The organism is Bacillus kalamii (assembly GCF_047238185.1).
GTDB lineage: Bacteria > Bacillota > Bacilli > Bacillales > DSM-1321 > Bacillus_AD.
The window spans coordinates 3,016,338-3,032,712 of sequence record NZ_JBDFMI010000001.1 but is presented as its reverse complement, the minus strand read 5'-3'; the positions used below and the strand labels follow the sequence as shown (position 1 = coordinate 3,032,712).

Below are 16,375 nucleotides of genomic sequence, written 5' to 3'. Positions count from 1 at the left end.
GTTTGAAGAATGTTTAGTTGTGTTAAAGGTAAGCGTACATATCATCTATAGAATATACAAGGAGCGAGCGGTATGAATACATTTTCCCGTATTCTGATTTTAGTATCGGGCATATTGATGATTGGATTAGGTTTCTGGTTTATGGTGGACCCTTCTGTAACTTTGGCTGCCTTTACTGTTTTTATAGGGCTGCTGATGATGGTGAGCGGAATATTCCATATCATTATGTATTTTTACCATCGGAAATACCGCCGAACATCAGGATGGGTATTAGCTGATGGAATTCTTACACTGTTACTGGGTATCGTGCTTGTTGCCGACCAGATTTCCGGTACATTGGCCCTTGCCTATCTATTCAGTTTTTGGGTATTATTTTCGGGATTGCTTCGTGTCATAGGAGCCTTTGAAGCAAGGGACTTTGATATTCCTTATTGGGGATGGATCATGGCTGCCGGCATTATTGGCATTCTGATTGGATTTATGGCCCTGTTCAATCCGATAATTGCAGCTATCGGGATTGCGTTCATAATTGGAGCTTTTTTCATAGTGCAAGGAATATTTGCTATTGTGACATTCTATTATCTGACGAAATATATGCGCAGATGGTGAGAATGGATGGCAGTAATGAAAAGGGGTGTAGGCAATGACTATAATCCAATCGCCTAAGCTTCCGTTGGAACCGGAGGAAAAAGCAAAAATGCGTTCGGCCGGAGTCCGCCTTAAAGAGCTATACGGCATACCGGTAGAAGGACTGGTGGATTTATTGGACATATCCCCAGTAAGGGCGCAAAGACTGAAGTCTTTGGCTATATTTCAAAATATTCCGAGTATCGGCATCCGTTTTGCGGAAAATCTGGTAGATATATTGGAGATATATGGTCTAGAGGATTTGAAGGATAAAGACCCCGCAGACTTATTCGATCGTCTTGAAAAGGGATGTGGATACAGGATTGATCCCTGTGTGGAGGATCAATTCAGATGTGCGGTGAATTATGCCAACGACCAAACCAGCCAAAAGAAATGGCATGACTTTACTGAAAAAAGGAAACGATTTCGAGAAGAGTTTGGATATCCGAAAACGAGGCCGGAAGGATAAATTGTTGAAGGAAATCGAATGCCATACAGATGGAAGAAACAGTACAGGAGTATACTTGTACTGTTTTTTTTAGTGTGGCTTATTTGGGTGTATTGTAAGGGGAATGTTAACGTCTGCATTCGTTCCTTGAGGATAAGAATTACATCTATCATTTTGTATTTTTATATAATATTATAGCTGTGCGAAAGGATAAAAAGAAAGCGGTGACAAAAGTGTGTATATGTATTTTATTGACTATGAAAAAATTGTATAGAGAGTATTTTAATTTTACTGGTATAGTGTATAATGGAGTCATTCTTACGTGAGAGGTCTGACGTCCATATATAGGAAAACGATTTCGCGCGAATTTGAATAAGCCTTCTGGAAAGGTTGCTACAATATGTGAAATAGAGCACAAAAGTAGACAGTTCTGATAGGAGCGCTTTTCTGCCAGATTATTATTTTAGGAGGATTCATGTTGGATAACTTTAAAGGACTAGAAACAAAAGCGACAAATGTGAGGAAAAATATTATCCGTATGGTAACAAAAGCTGCATCAGGGCACCCAGGCGGTTCTTTATCTGCTGTAGAGATTTTGACATCCCTTTATTTCAAGGAAATGAACGTGACAGAAGAGAATGTAAACAATCTTCATAGAGATAAGTTCGTTCTATCAAAAGGGCATGCCTCTCCAGTACTATACTCCGTATTGCATGAAAAAGGATTCATCTCCACTGAAGACCTATCTACATTCAGACAAGTGAACTCTAAACTTCAAGGGCATCCTAACATGAACTATATCCCTGCAGTCGATATGTCCACTGGTTCTTTGGGCCAAGGTATTTCTACAGCTGTCGGGATGGCCATTTCCAATAAAATCAATGGATTGAATGATCGTGTTTACACATTGCTTGGCGATGGAGAATTGGAAGAAGGCCAAGTGTGGGAAGCGGCAATGGCTGCTGCTCATTACAAATTGGATAATTTGGTGGCAATCGTTGATTTTAATGGCTTGCAAATTGACGGCGATATTACAAAGGTCATGAACCCGAACCCAATCGACAAAAAATTTGAAGCGTTTGGATGGAATGTGTTGACTGTTAATGGCCACGATTTTGCTGAGCTGCTGGATGCGTACCAAACTGCGCGTGAAACAAAAGGGCAACCAACAGTGATCATCGCTAAGACGGTCAAAGGAAAAGGTGTTTCATTCATGGAAAACCAAGCAGGCTGGCATGGAGCAGCTCCTTCTGCAGAACAATGCGAACAGGCTATCAATGAACTTGGAGGTAATGAATAATGAGTAAGATTGCAACAAGAGAAGCATACGGTACAGCGTTGGCAAACTTAGTCCAAGAAAAAAAGAATGTCATTGTCCTTGACGCTGATTTATCTAAATCCACTAAAACATGTGATGCACAAAAAGTGTGCCCGGAACGTCATGTGAATATGGGTATTGCAGAAGGCAATATGATGTCTGTAGCAGCAGGAATGGCTGCAAACGGAAATACGGTATTTGCAAGCACATTCGCTATCTTCGCAGCAGGAAGAGCGTTTGAACAAATCAGAAATTCTATCTGCTATCCGAAATTGAACGTAAAAGTGTGTGCGACCCATGCAGGATTAACCGTTGGAGAAGATGGGGCATCCCACCAAGCAGTAGAAGATTTGGCTCTTATGCGCAGCATTCCGAATATGACTGTTATCTCACCTTGTGATGCTGTCGAAACAGAAGCTGCCATCAAAGCAGTGGCTGAATTTGACGGCCCTTGCTATGTACGCCTTGGCCGTTTAGCAGTGGAGCAAGTGAATAATGCATCTGATTATGAATTCAAAATCGGAAAAGGTGTCGTTCTTGAAAAAGGAAGCAAAGCGACTATTATCGCTACAGGATTTATGGTTCAGCAAGCCTTGAAGGCGAGTGAAATCCTTAAACAATCAGGCATTGAAGTAACAGTTGTCAACATGCCAACGATTAAACCAATCGATAAAGAGTTGATCGTTTCTTTGGCAAAAGAAAGCGACTTTATCGTTACGTGCGAAGAGCACAATGTAATCGGTGGTCTAGGATCTGCAGTAAGTGAAGTTCTTAGCCAAAACCATCCTACAAAAGTGGTGATGGTCGGAATCAACGACACTTTTGGCGAAAGTGGAAAACCACTTGAACTTGTGCAAAAATACGGTTTGACACCTGAGAAAATTGTGGAAGCCGTTAAATCAAATTTAAAATAAAATAAGGCCTTCGACCTAAAGCATCTTTCTTTATGAAAGGTGCTTTTCCTATTGATGGTATTTTAAATTGCTCTAACTATATGTCTAAGAGAAATCCGCTATTTAAGCGGATTTTTTTTTGAGTGAAAAAGTCTGAGATCCTCCCATGATGATATTTTTCTTTTCAAGAACAATGAGTTAGAGAGTGGCAATCCCTCAAGTATGTTCGAATTTCATTATGGGATTTTGCTGGGTTCTCCCATTCTTAAACGCCCTCCGAGAGTAGACCTGAAAAGAGGTGGAAAAACTTACACTTTAATAAATACCTGTAGGGGTATAAAATAAAGATGTTTCAAACGCAAATTAAAATAAATAATACCTGATGAGGTTACTATATTTTCTAGAAAGAAGGAGAAGCTATGAGCAAGAAAATTGTTATTGTAGGTGGAGTTGCTGGCGGTGCAACTGCTGCAGCAAGATTACGGAGACTAGATGAAAAAGCGCAGATTGTATTATTTGAGCGAGGAGAACATATCTCTTTTGCTAATTGCGGTTTGCCATATTATATAGGCAATGTAATTCAAAATCGTGATGCATTGCTTGTTCAAACAGTAGAAGGCATGTCCAAGAAATTCAATCTTGATATACGAAACAACAGTGAAGTTACATCCATTGATAGAGATCAAAAAAGCATTACTGTTTCGAATGTGAAAACCGGTGAGACTTATAGCGAAGAGTATGACGTACTCATTCTTTCACCTGGAGCAAAACCGATTAAGCCCCCTATTCCGGGAATCGACCAAGCAAAAGCGTTATTTACGCTTCGGAATATTCCGGATACAGATAAAATCAAACAATATGTCGATGATCAGAAACCGGCTAAAGCAGTCGTTATCGGCGGAGGATTTATTGGTGTTGAAATGGCTGAGAATCTTCATGAGCGCGGTATAGAGGTGACGTTAATCGAACTAGGCAATCAAATAATGGCGCCTGTCGATTATGAAATGGCTGCTATCCTCCAACACCATATGATGGATAAAGGGATGAAACTAATTCTTGAAGATGGCGTTAATCGTTTTGAAAATGATGGCCAAAAAATAATTTTGAATAGTGGCCGAACAGTTGATACAGATTTAATTATTTTTGCAATTGGAGTTCAACCAGAAAGCTCATTGGCAAAAGATGCGGGCTTGGAATTAGGCATTCGCGGAACAATCAAAGTGAACGACCGATTACAGACAGCGGATGAATCGATTTATGCAATTGGTGACGCGATTGAAGTGATTGATTATATCAATGGGCAACCAACGATGGTGCCGCTTGCTTGGCCTGCAAACCGCCAAGGCCGATTGGTGGCTGACCATATTAATGGATATGATGTCCGTTATGAAGGAACCTTAGGAACTTCAATTGCTAAAGTGTTTGATTTGACTGTTGGGCTAACAGGGAATAATGAAAAAACACTTAAACGCGTAGGGATTCCTTATGAAGTCATTCATATCCATCCAAATTCACACGCAGGCTATTATCCAGGGGCAACACCTATTTCTTTGAAAATGACTTTTGACAAAGAGACAGGTAAGATTTTTGGGGCTCAAGCAGTTGGAAGAGATGGCGTGGATAAACGGATTGATGTGATTGCAACGGCAATAAAAGGCGGATTAACGGTTATGGATTTGCCTAATTTAGAATTATCATATGCCCCGCCTTATTCTTCAGCTAAGGACCCAGTTAATATGGCTGGTTATGTTGCAACAAATATTGTGGAAGGCGCAATTGAAACAGTCCAATGGCATGAAATAGATGATATTGTAGAAGCTGGCGGATTATTGATCGATGTCCGTGAACCGATTGAACGAGAAATGGGCTATATTCCTGGATCAATTAACATTCCATTGGGTGAGCTGAGAGACAGACTGGATGAAATTCCAAAAGACCAAAAGGTGTATGTATCCTGCCAGGTTGGCCTAAGAGGTTATTTAGCGGGCCGGATACTGGACCAAAACGGAATTAAAGCAGTTAATGTAGACGGCGGTTACAAGACCTATACAAGTGTCCGTAATGATAACCACACAATTGTAGAAAAGCCAAAAGAAGACATCCAAGAAACGGATGAAGTGATAAAAAAAAGATCAACGGTGACTATAACGGTTGATGCTTGCGGCCTTCAATGCCCAGGCCCGATTATGAAAGTAGCAGAAAGTATGAATCAAATGAATGAAGGTGAAGTGCTGGAAATTAAAGCTACCGATCCAGGTTTTGCAAAAGACATCCATTCCTGGTGTGCAAGAACAGGCAACACGTTGCTTGATTCAACATTCGAATCCAATGCTTCCGTCGTTAAAATTCAAAAGGGAATAAAAGGCGGAGATATAGAAACCTCTAATGATACTGCTGTAAAGGACGGGGCAACACTTGTAGTCTTTAGCGGAGAGCTGGATAAGGCGATGGCTTCCTTTATTATAGCTTGTGGAGCAGCTGCTATGGGGAAAAAGGTAACGATGTTCTTCACGTTCTGGGGCTTAAATATACTGCGGAAAAAAGATGCGCCTACGGTTGAAAAAGACATGATGGAAAAAATGTTTGGGATGATGATGCCGAAAGGAGCCAATGCTTTGCCTTTATCCAACATGAATATGATGGGCATGGGTACAAAAATGATGAAGTCTGTTATGCAAAATAAAAATGTGGATGATATTGAAACATTAATTAATAATGCAAAAAAAGCAGGCGTAAACCTTGTAGCATGTGCCATGAGTATGGATGTGATGGGAATTAAAGAAGAAGAGCTCATTGATGGAGTTGAAGTTGCAGGTGTTGCAACGTACTTGGGCAAAACGGATGACTCCAATTTGAATTTATTTATTTAATAGCAGTATTGGGTGATGGAATTGCCCTTGTATATCGCAACGAAAAACGACCCTCTGAATGGTACAGTGGGTCGTTTTCTCTATTATAAATCAATTGTCTTATTCTGTTTTAATTCAACCGTCATTTTATGATCCCGGTTTAAATGCTTTTTCTTTTTAATGCGCAAATGGTAGATAATATAGCATGCGATCATAAACGGAATGCCGCAATATAAACCCATGCGCTGCTCGGAATCAAATGCTAGGGAAATCAAAACGATGGAATTAAGGGTAAGTCCGATCAGCGGAAGGACAGGATAAAGAGGTGCCTTGAATTTAAGGTCCTTCACATTTCCGCCTGCTTTAATGAATTTATGCCGGAATGCCAATTGTGAAGCAGTAGTGGCAATCCAACCAACTTGAGCGCCTAGCCCAGCCAGAGAGAGCAGCCACACATAAACTGTTTCTGCCGCAAATACGCGGGAAAGCAAGCACAGGCAAGCAATCCCTAAAGTCAGAAGCAGTGAATTCATCGGTACCCCCCGGGAATTGACTTTTGAAAAAGCGCGGCTTGCCTTTCCTTCAATGGATAATGAGAATAGCATACGGGAAGCCGCATATAAACCTGAATTCGCTACTGATAAAAGGGCTGTCAGGATAACAAAGTTCATGATATCGGCTGCATATGGAATACCAATATTGTCAAATACCGTTACGAATGGACTTTCCAGCAACCCAGCTTTTTGCCAAGGAATTAATCCGGCCAAAACGATAATGGCTAGGACAAAGAAGAACAATGTACGCCATACAGTCTGGCGGATTGAACGAGGAATAGTCACTTCAGGATTTTCACTTTCCCCGGCTGCAATCCCGATCAATTCAGTTCCCTGGAAAGAGAAATTCACGGCGATCATCGTTGAAATCAAGATGGTTAGTCCATGAGGGAACCATCCGTCTTGGTAGAAATTCATGAACATGGGTGCAGCTTGTCCATCTTTCATGTCAATTAGGCCGAACATGGCTGCCCCTCCAAGGATAATAAACAGAATAATGGCAGTGACTTTAATGCTAGAAAACCAAAATTCGGCTTCGCCGAATGCTTTAGCTGATAATGCATTCAATGTGAATAAAATTCCTGCGAAGATGACGCACCAGATCCATACAGGAGTATGTGGAAACCATCTGAGCATAAGTGTAGCAGCTGACAGGAATTCAAGTGCAACGGTCGCAGCCCACCCTAGCCAGTATAGCCATCCGATAGCGAATCCGGTTGCAGGGCCAATGAATTTGGATGTGTATGTCTGGAAAGAGCCGGAAACCGGCATAGCCACAGATAGTTCACCTAAGCAGAGCATGGTCAGGTACATAATAAAACCGCCGACGAGGTAAGAAAGAACAGCTCCGGTCGGTCCCGCTTGGTTGACAGTCATTCCGGTACTTAAGAAAAAACCTGTGCCGATTACTCCCCCAAGTGAAATCATGAATAAGTGGCGGGATTTCATTGATCTTTGCAACTGCTGTTGTGGTTTGTGTTTTGTGTTCATAAAATCGCTCCTTAATGAAATAAAAACGTAAATGCCTGCAGGTACCTAGAGACAGAGTAAGGGATCTGGTTCCGTTTACAGCTAGACAAAGAATCACGGTCATAAGAATTTACAAACAAATGAAAACGTTTTAACGAAGTAGCCTGATTATAGTTATATAGTATAATCGGAAAAATGTAAATATTTCTTTTAATAGAATTTTATGGCTAATTTATTTGATTTATATAATAAGACTGTTCGCTTTATTGATTATTTATTATACATCCGCCAGAACTATCCTGAAAATTATAAGGCTTGAAAAATGAATAAATATTTATTTGTATAAATATTTATTCAAAAAATACAGAAGAAAAGCGTATTGCTATTTGCTTAAGCATAATGATCTTATGAATTGGACATTTTAAAATTAGGAAGATAGAACGATTGCGGTAGGAGAGTATATCATTATGTCAGCAAAGAATATTCAAAATGATAAAAATGCAAAACAAGAATTCCCTCTATTATTTGGAGTAGCTTTTACGTTCTTTATTGCTTTAATAGGATACTTTTTAGCGAAAATCCCAGGTGTTTCTATGATTGGCCAAATGGGCTGTGCCATTATCATTGCTGTGATATACAGGCAAATCTGGGGATATCCTGTACGGCTTAAAAAAGGCATTGGGTTCTCATCAAAAATTCTATTGCGCCTTGCCATCATTTTGTATGGCTTGAAATTAAATATTGCCGTGCTTGTTTCAGAAGGACCTATGCTGCTTCTAAAGGATCTATTATTTATCTCTTTTGCTATCCTGCTTATGCTATGGCTTTCCCGCTATTTTAAAGGCAATGAAAAAATTTCCGTCTTATTGGGTGTAGGAACCGGTATATGTGGCGCGGCCGCCATTGTGGCGATTGCCCCCATTGTGCAATCAGATGATGATGAGACTGCTATTTCAGTGGGGATCATAGCATTGGTAGGAACTTTATTCGCCATTGTCTATACACTGATACGGCCGATTCTGCCATTGGATCCATATGAATATGCCATATGGAGCGGCTTTAGTCTCCATGAGCTTGGCCACGTAGCTCTTGCTGCAGATCCTGCAGGTGAAGGCCCTTTAGCTATGGCGCTGTTGGCTAAATTGGGACGGGTGTTTTTCCTTGTGCCGCTTTGTTTGATTTTTGTATGGATATACAGCAGGAAGAAAGAGAATGAAGGAAAAAAACAAAAGCTGCATTTCCCATATTTTTTGATTGGGTTTGTCGCAATGAGTATTATCGGCAGCTTTATCTTGGGGTCATATATACCTGTATCTGAGGCCTTTCTTGCAAATGTTGCTACCTTTACAACTTGGTGCCTGACTGCGGCGATGGTAGGACTGGGTTTGAATATCCATCTTGATGAAGTAAGGAGAAAAGCGTTGAAGCCTCTATTTGCAATGCTCATCACATCTATTTGTTTGTCCTTGCTTTCGTATTTTCTTTTATAAAAAAGCCTGCAGGTTGCTCTGCAGGCTTTTCGGCTTTCGTTTTTGTAAGATATATGTAAGGAAATGAAATACCACCTCGGATTAAGAGTCTGTATAGTTAGGAAGCAAACATAACTTCAGGGCGAGGTGCAGTAAATGAACAGTTTTCAACTAAAAGTAATGGCCATGCTCCTAATGGTATTGGATCATCTGTATACCTACTTTCCAGGAATGCCGGAATGGTTTTCTTTAGTTGGAAGAATAGTGGCCCCCATCTTTTTTTATTTGATGGTCGAAGGATTTTTTCATACAAGGAGCAGAAAAAAATATACAATCCGCCTTTATGGTTGGTCCATATTCATGTCCATTGGAAATGGTATGCTGAACAGGTTTTTCCCAACAGATGTTGGTGTCCATAACAATATATTTCTTTCCTTAGCTCTGGCGGTATCAATGCTTTGGGCAATTGATTCCCTTAAAAGGGGCAGGGGGAATAGCTGGTTATTAATTCCGGTGGCTATAGCTATGTTTATTGTATCGTTTTTTACAGAGGCTTCCCTATATGGAGTGATGATGGCATTAATCTTTTACTTTTTCAGGGGAAGATATTTTTTAATGTGCATCCTATATGGCACCGTTTTTTTAGGGATGACTATCGGGTCTGCCCCTGAGTATACAATGGATGCGATGTTTTTGTTTGATTATCAGTGGGCAATGCTTTTCGCATTGCCATTCATCCTTGTGTATAACGGGAAAAGAGGATGGAAAACCCCTTTTTCCAAGTATTTATTTTATGTGTTCTACCCATTGCATCTCTGGGTCATTTATATAATAGGATACTTTATTTATTGAATGGAATGTGGTGCGAACTGCTAGTTTGCACCACATTTATTCTGAAAGGGAAGGAATGATTTTCTTTCCTACTGCAATTCTCCGTCCATCCATATCCTCAAAGACAAATTCCCGGTTGTGATCATCAGTTCTTGAAAGGGGGAGGATGATTGTTACTTCTGATTCGAGGCACTCCTTATAGAAATCCTCTTGGTTATCACAAATAAAATAAGCGTCATATCCGTAACCGTGAAGAAGATAATTCGGTTGAATAGATTTCAATTGGGAGCCAATTAAAACAATTTCAATTTTATCCCGGTAAAGGCATATATGCGGATCTGATGCTTGTAAATAAGGAACGCTTTTGAATCCTAATCTTTGATAGAAACGGGAGGTTTTTTCCATATCCGGCACTGGAAATAATTGCAGGCAGGATAAAAAGCCAATGCTCTCACTCATAGTGTTCCACTCCTTGAATTTGCATTTCGCCTATATGCTAGCATAAAATCTGGATGAAATACATAATTTTGAAAAAATATCCCAAGTAGAGAACAAAGCATCAGAAGGTTCTTTTATTTTTGATTTCTCGTCCTTGCCTATATACTATCGGTAGAAGGAGATGGAAAATGAATGTATTCATTACATGCAAAAGTGATACAGGCTCCAATGGCAGGGGGAGCTGCAACCCCTGAACTTGCGTCAGCTGTATGCAATGCAGGAGGCTTGGGTTTCTTGGCAGCAGGGTATAAGAGTGCAGCAAAGGTTCGTGAAGAAATCAATGAACTAAGGAATAAAACGAACCAGCCATTTGGCATTAACCTATTTATGCCCAGTTTAGACAGAATGGACGAAGAGCGAATAAATACGTATCGTGATTTAGTAAGCAGGTCAGAAGGGGTAGAGCTAGGAACTTATTATCAGGATGATGACGGATACAGAGAGAAGCTCGATTTGCTGATCAAAGAGAACGTGCCGATAGCTAGCTTTACATTCGGCTGTCCAGCAAAAGAAGATGTCGACGAACTTCACCGCTATGATATTTTTGTAATTGTGACTGTCACAAACGCGGAAGAAATGGATATTGCTCTTGAATCAAATGCCGATGCAGTATGTATCCAAGGAAGTGAAGCTGGAGGCCATAGGGGAACTTTCCGCAATGAGAATGAAAACACGAATATGCCTATCCTTACTTTAATCTCATCATTGCGCCCGAAAACAGACAAGCCGATTATAGCTGCAGGTGGCATAATGGACGGTGTTCAAATGAAAATGCTGCTGGACGAAGGGGCGGATGCTGTCCAACTCGGCACGGCTTTTTTATGCTGTCCCGAAAGTGGAGCCCATCCTATGCATAAAGAGGCAATCATGAATAATCGTTATGATGGAACAGTGCTGACAAGAGCTTTTTCTGGAAGATTGGCCAGAGGATTGAGGAACAGTTTCATAGACCGTTACGGTGAAAAGGCACCTGCTTCTTATCCATTCATCAATCAAATTACACAGCCGCTGAGGAAAAAAAGTGCAGTTGAGGGGAATCCTGAAAATATGTCCTTATGGGCAGGCGTTGGCTATGCGGAATGTCGCGGGTTGCCGGCTGGGGAACTTGTCTCAGCGATGCTGCATGAGTCTGGGGTAATAAAATAAACGGGAATCAAAAAAGCTTCGTGCAAGTGCACGAAGCTTTTGTTTATCAGGTTGTTTTCACTTCTTTGACAGGAACTGTCTTGGATGAATACAACTTACGGCTTAAATAAGTTTGGAACATCAAGAAACATCCGCCCACTACCCAATATAGAGGAAGTGCAGCTGGGGCTTTCAAGGAAATGAATGTCATCATAATCGGTGATATATATCCCATGATCGCCATTTGCTTTTTCTGTTCTTCGGCCATGCCGATTAAAGACATTTTGAATTGGACAAAGTATACAACGCCTGCCAGAAGTGCTAGCGGAATATCGGCTGTTCCTAGGTTGAACCATAGGAAACTGTGTGTAGCGATTTCAGGCGAACCTTTAATGGCCCAATAAAATCCCATCAGGATCGGCATTTGGATTAATAAAGGAAGGCATCCGCCAAGTGAAGCCATAGGATTCACATTGTGTTTTTTATAGAGTGCCATCAATTCCTGCTGCAGTTTCATTTTTTGTTCCTGTGTTGTTGCTTTTTTCATTTTATCCTGGATGACTTTCATTTCGGGCTGTACGACAGCCATCTTGTCTTTCATGATCATCTGTGTTTTTGATGCCCGAAGCATTAGCGGCATGACTAGCAAGCGCAGGGCAATTGTAACCAATATAATCGCAATGCCATAATTGCCAGAAAACCAGTCGGCAACCATATTTAGTATATACGTTAATGGGTCCACAAAGTAATGATGGAAGAACCCGGGTGAAGAGGCTGCGCCAGTAGCGCCGGCTGCAAAGGTATGCTCACCGCCTATCATCATACTTCCGATAAATAATGCAACTACAGCAAGTATTCCCGAGAAAGTGCGGGATACAGTTCTATTCGATTTCTTTTCCATTTTAGTCCTCCTTGAATTGTATAAATTTGATTGCATTCAAGAAGGTGGTGTGCCGGACTATCATCCGGTGAATCCTTTCGGCCTGCGCAACGCGCGATCCAATTGCCGATCGAATTCGTTTCATTTGGCTGCCGCTGTGAATGGAAGTGGCTTTCCTCCTTGGAGAAGGAGAGCTTAGGCTGTATTTGCGATCTATTATTGATCTGCACCTTTAGAAAATAGAAGAAGCCGATCAATGTGGTCACTTCCACTAGCATCCCAGCGAACATTATATAAGCTGACACATCATTTAACTCGAGAAATTCAAGCATGCTGTATCCCTCCTTTCAAATGGGTATATAAAGTAGTAATAGACTTGTCTTATAAGCACTTATTATAGTGTATATGCAATGGCACTACAATAGTTCCATTTTTTCCGTAAAAGTTTTTTATTCCTAAATGAATAAAGGTACGGAAAGGTTGTTACTTTCTTCCACATTCATTGTATAATCAGTTTCACAATTAAGCAAACAAAGGAGGTCTGAAATATGCAGAAAATATTTCCAGCATCACGTAATATGAAGGAGTTTGAAAAATTTTTAACGTCGCCTTATCCGATAGGGGTCTATTTGGAAATGCACATTTCACAATTAAAAAATATCCAGCGCTTGGCAAGTGCCCATAATAAACAGATGTTTTATCATATGGACCTTATCCAAGGTTTGCGTAATGATGATTATGCAACGGAATTTGTAATCCAGGAATTTAAGCCGTTGGGATTGATTTCTACAAAAGCTGGTGTCATCAAAAAAGCTAAACAAAAGGGGATTTTGGCTGTTCAAAGAGTTTTCCTGATCGATTCGCAGGCTCTATCCAAAAACCTGGAGATTATCTCTAGGACGCAACCGGACTATATAGAGGTCCTCCCAGGGGCGATGCCTTGGATTATTAAAGAAATTAAGGAACGGACCCATATTCCTATCTTTGCCGGAGGTTTTATCAGGAATCCTGATGAAGTAGCCCGGGCTCTGGATGCAGGAGCTGCTGCCATAACCACTTCAAATACCGATTTATGGAAACAGTTTGAGCATCAATTTTCCTTTTGACAGAAAAGTGAAAGAAATATTTGACAATAAATCATTGCCTTTCTATACTGAATGTAAGTTAATAACTGTGGCGGAGAAATGGAGATGCACATGAATAAACGACTCAAGTTTATTCGTGTGCATCTTTTTTGTTCCGTCGATTAGGAAAGTGCACATTCCTAATCTAAAAGCGGTGCTTGGCTCATATACTATGCGTAGGTTAGGGCGCCTTACCTTCCATAGTATAAAATGTTTCCGCTTACAAAAATGGCTTTTAGCATGTTTCTTTCGTTTTTCAAAAGGGAAAAGAAGGGGAATCATTGTTTATTTTTATTAAACTTGTCAGTTAATGGAGAAAGGGGTTTGATTATGTCAGCATTTTGGGGAGAAGTTATAGGGACAATGGTTTTGATTGTGATTGGCTGCGGTGTGGGAGCAGGCATGAGCTTGAACAAGACATTCTCCAATAATGGAGGATGGATTGTTACGACGTTAGCCTGGGGATTAGGCGTTACATTAGGGGTATATGCAGTTGGGAGCATCAGCGGCGCCCATTTGAATCCAGCTGTCACGGTCTCATTCGCATTAATCGGCAAATTTCCATGGAGCGATGTCCCTGAGTATATTATCGGGCAGATGATCGGTGCCATTTTAGGAGCCGCAATCGTGTGGCTCCATTATTTGCCGCATTGGAGAGCGACACCTGACCAGGGGACAAAATTAGGGGTATTTTCAACAAGTCCTGCAATCCCATACACATTTGCCAACTTAATCAGTGAAATGATTGGGACATTCATTTTAATTCTGGGGCTATTATTCATTGGGGCTAATAAATTTACTGAAGGATTGAACCCGATTGCTGTCGGGTTGCTTATTGTGGCGATAGGGATGTCCCTTGGAGGAACGACTGGATATGCCATTAATCCTGCACGTGATTTAGGGCCAAGAATTGCCCATTTCATTTTGCCTATTGCCGGAAAAGGCAATTCAAACTGGAAATACGCGTGGATCCCGGTTGTCGGGCCATTGCTTGGCGGAGGGCTTGCAGCCGTCTTTTACAAGATGGTCTATGAACAAGCGTTCAAAGGAACTTATTGGGTAGTGATAGGAGTGGTGGCTGTGATCCTTGTTTTAGCAGCAATCTTTGGAAGAAAACCCGCTCATTTGCACCAAAATGACTTACCAATGTAAGGTATAGTTAAAGAATAGTAGATTCATAGAATACTCTTAAGGCAATGGAAAAAGAACAACGGAGGAACATAGGAGCAGTAATTGAATCGATAATTGAGGAGGATGGGAACGATGGAAAAATACATTATGTCGTTGGACCAAGGAACAACCAGCTCAAGAGCCATTATTTTTAATAAAGACGGTGAAATCGTCCATATTGCACAGAAGGAATTTAAACAGTATTTTCCAAAGCCTGGCTGGGTCGAGCATAATGCAAGCGAAATATGGGGAAGCATCCTATCGGTCATTGCCAGTGCCTTGTCAGAAAGCGATATCCAGCCAAAGCAGATTGCCGGAATCGGTATTACGAATCAAAGGGAAACGACGGTGGTATGGGATAAAGAGAGCGGAAAGCCTATTTATAATGCAATCGTATGGCAATCAAGACAAACACAGGAAATATGCAATGAATTGAAAGAAAAAGGACATGAAGATACCATTCGTGACAAAACAGGGCTGCTTGTAGATCCCTATTTTTCCGGAACTAAGGTGAAATGGATTCTTGACCATGTCGACGGCGCAAGGGAAAAAGCGGAAAAAGGCGAATTGTTATTCGGCACAATCGATACTTGGCTTATCTGGAAATTATCAGGGCACAAGGCGCATGTAACCGATTATTCCAATGCCTCCAGAACACTCATGTATAATATATACGATCTTAAGTGGGACGAAGAATTATTAGAGCTGCTGGATGTTCCTTCTTCCATGCTGCCAGAGGTTAAACCTTCTTCTGAAGTCTATGCCCATACTGTTGGCTATCATTTCTTCGGAGAGGAAGTCCCTATTGCCGGAGTTGCCGGAGATCAGCAGTCGGCGTTATTCGGCCAGGCTTGCTTCGAGGAAGGCATGGCTAAGAATACGTACGGAACAGGTTGCTTCATGCTCATGAATACAGGGGAAAAAGCGGTTAAATCTGAACATGGCTTATTAACAACGATTGCTTGGGGAATCGACGGCAAAGTACATTACGCATTGGAAGGAAGCATCTTTGTCGCTGGATCTGCCATCCAATGGCTGAGAGACGGCATGCGGATGCTGAAGGATGCCAAAGATAGCGAGCAATATGCTGAACGCGTTTCCTCAACAGACGGTGTCTATGTTGTCCCGGCTTTTGTAGGGCTTGGCACTCCATATTGGGATAGCGAAGTACGCGGAGCCGTATTTGGTTTAACAAGAGGGACGTCTAAAGAACATTTCATCCGTGCAACACTAGAGTCTCTGGCTTATCAAACCAAGGATGTATTGAGCTCCATGGAAGCTGATTCCGGCATCTCTCTTAAGAAGCTTCGTGTCGATGGGGGAGTCGTCAAAAATGAATTTTTGATGGGCTTCCAGAGCGATATATTGGGGGTTCCAGTGGAACGTCCTGAAATCAATGAAACAACGGCTCTCGGTGCAGCTTATTTGGCAGGTATTGCTGTTGGCTTCTGGGACGGCCAAAAAACCGTTTCAGACCGTTGGAAGCTGGATAAAGAATTTGAGCCGTCCATGTCTGAAAAAGACAGCGAAACCGCATATGAAGGTTGGCAGAAGGCCGTGAAGGCTGCCATGGCATTCAAATAATAACGATTAAAGAGTTACGATGTGAATGTAAAATGA

15 protein-coding genes are annotated in these 16,375 nt (G+C 41.2%); 11 read left to right on the top strand and 4 right to left on the bottom strand.

The window, feature by feature from the left end:
• Positions 1–72 precede the first annotated feature (72 nt).
• From ABC357_RS15000 to ABC357_RS14980, 5 genes are all read left to right on the top strand, one after another.
• On the top strand, positions 73–609 hold the full coding sequence (locus ABC357_RS15000; RefSeq protein WP_412888291.1) for an HdeD family acid-resistance protein: 537 nt from the start codon (positions 73–75) through the stop codon (positions 607–609).
• A 34-nt stretch (positions 610–643) separates the two neighbouring features.
• Positions 644–1,096 (top strand): helix-hairpin-helix domain-containing protein, encoded by a 453-nt coding sequence (locus ABC357_RS14995; RefSeq protein ID WP_412888290.1) that lies wholly within the window; start codon positions 644–646, stop codon positions 1,094–1,096.
• A gap of 454 nt (positions 1,097–1,550) precedes the next feature.
• Complete coding sequence (locus ABC357_RS14990) at positions 1,551–2,375, top strand: transketolase (protein ID WP_412888289.1); 825 nt, start codon at positions 1,551–1,553, stop codon at positions 2,373–2,375.
• A complete protein-coding gene (locus ABC357_RS14985) occupies positions 2,375–3,307 on the top strand; it encodes a transketolase family protein (protein ID WP_412888288.1) in 933 nt (310 codons plus the stop codon). Before ABC357_RS14990 ends, ABC357_RS14985 begins: the two co-directional genes overlap by 1 nt.
• A gap of 398 nt (positions 3,308–3,705) precedes the next feature.
• Positions 3,706–6,156 (top strand): CoA-disulfide reductase, encoded by a 2,451-nt coding sequence (locus tag ABC357_RS14980; protein ID WP_412888287.1) that lies wholly within the window; start codon positions 3,706–3,708, stop codon positions 6,154–6,156.
• Between the two features lie 83 nt (positions 6,157–6,239).
• On the opposite strand, the gene ABC357_RS14975 is transcribed toward ABC357_RS14980, so the two are convergent.
• A complete protein-coding gene (locus tag ABC357_RS14975; RefSeq protein ID WP_412888286.1) occupies positions 6,240–7,679 on the bottom strand; it encodes an amino acid permease in 1,440 nt (479 codons plus the stop codon).
• A 446-nt stretch (positions 7,680–8,125) separates the two neighbouring features.
• Between ABC357_RS14975 and ABC357_RS14970 the strand changes: the two genes are divergently transcribed.
• Together ABC357_RS14970 and ABC357_RS14965 are read left to right on the top strand one after the other, a co-directional pair.
• Positions 8,126–9,148 carry a YeiH family protein gene (locus tag ABC357_RS14970; protein ID WP_412888285.1) on the top strand — a complete coding sequence of 341 codons (1,023 nt, stop codon included), beginning with the start codon at positions 8,126–8,128 and terminating at the stop codon, positions 9,146–9,148.
• Positions 9,149–9,283: 135 nt separating this feature from the next.
• A complete protein-coding gene (locus ABC357_RS14965) occupies positions 9,284–9,979 on the top strand; it encodes a TraX family protein (protein ID WP_412888284.1) in 696 nt (231 codons plus the stop codon).
• Between the two features lie 36 nt (positions 9,980–10,015).
• Here the strand turns inward: ABC357_RS14965 and ABC357_RS14960 are convergent, their stop codons facing one another.
• Complete coding sequence (locus ABC357_RS14960; protein WP_412888283.1) at positions 10,016–10,417, bottom strand: VOC family protein; 402 nt, start codon at positions 10,415–10,417, stop codon at positions 10,016–10,018.
• 171 nt (positions 10,418–10,588) lie between these two features.
• Here ABC357_RS14960 and ABC357_RS14955 point away from each other — a divergent pair, with 171 nt between their 5' ends.
• Positions 10,589–11,602, top strand: coding sequence for an NAD(P)H-dependent flavin oxidoreductase (locus tag ABC357_RS14955; protein WP_412888282.1), 1,014 nt, complete (start codon positions 10,589–10,591; stop codon positions 11,600–11,602).
• Positions 11,603–11,648: 46 nt separating this feature from the next.
• Here the strand turns inward: ABC357_RS14955 and yidC are convergent, their stop codons facing one another.
• Together yidC and ABC357_RS14945 are read right to left on the bottom strand one after the other, a co-directional pair.
• On the bottom strand, positions 11,649–12,482 hold the full coding sequence (gene yidC, locus ABC357_RS14950; RefSeq protein WP_412888281.1) for a membrane protein insertase YidC: 834 nt from the start codon (positions 12,480–12,482) through the stop codon (positions 11,649–11,651).
• Positions 12,425–12,793 (bottom strand): hypothetical protein, encoded by a 369-nt coding sequence (locus ABC357_RS14945; protein ID WP_412888280.1) that lies wholly within the window; start codon positions 12,791–12,793, stop codon positions 12,425–12,427. Before ABC357_RS14945 ends, yidC begins: the two co-directional genes overlap by 58 nt.
• Positions 12,794–13,009: 216 nt before the next feature.
• Between ABC357_RS14945 and ABC357_RS14940 the strand changes: the two genes are divergently transcribed.
• From ABC357_RS14940 to glpK, 3 genes are all read left to right on the top strand, one after another.
• Entirely contained in the window at positions 13,010–13,567 is a 558-nt protein-coding gene (locus tag ABC357_RS14940) for a glycerol-3-phosphate responsive antiterminator (RefSeq protein WP_412888279.1), read from the top strand.
• A gap of 348 nt (positions 13,568–13,915) precedes the next feature.
• Positions 13,916–14,737, top strand: a complete 822-nt coding sequence (locus ABC357_RS14935; RefSeq protein WP_412888278.1) for an MIP/aquaporin family protein — start codon at positions 13,916–13,918, stop codon at positions 14,735–14,737.
• Between the two features lie 111 nt (positions 14,738–14,848).
• Positions 14,849–16,339, top strand: a complete 1,491-nt coding sequence (glpK, locus tag ABC357_RS14930) for a glycerol kinase GlpK (protein WP_412888277.1) — start codon at positions 14,849–14,851, stop codon at positions 16,337–16,339.
• Positions 16,340–16,375 lie beyond the last annotated feature (36 nt).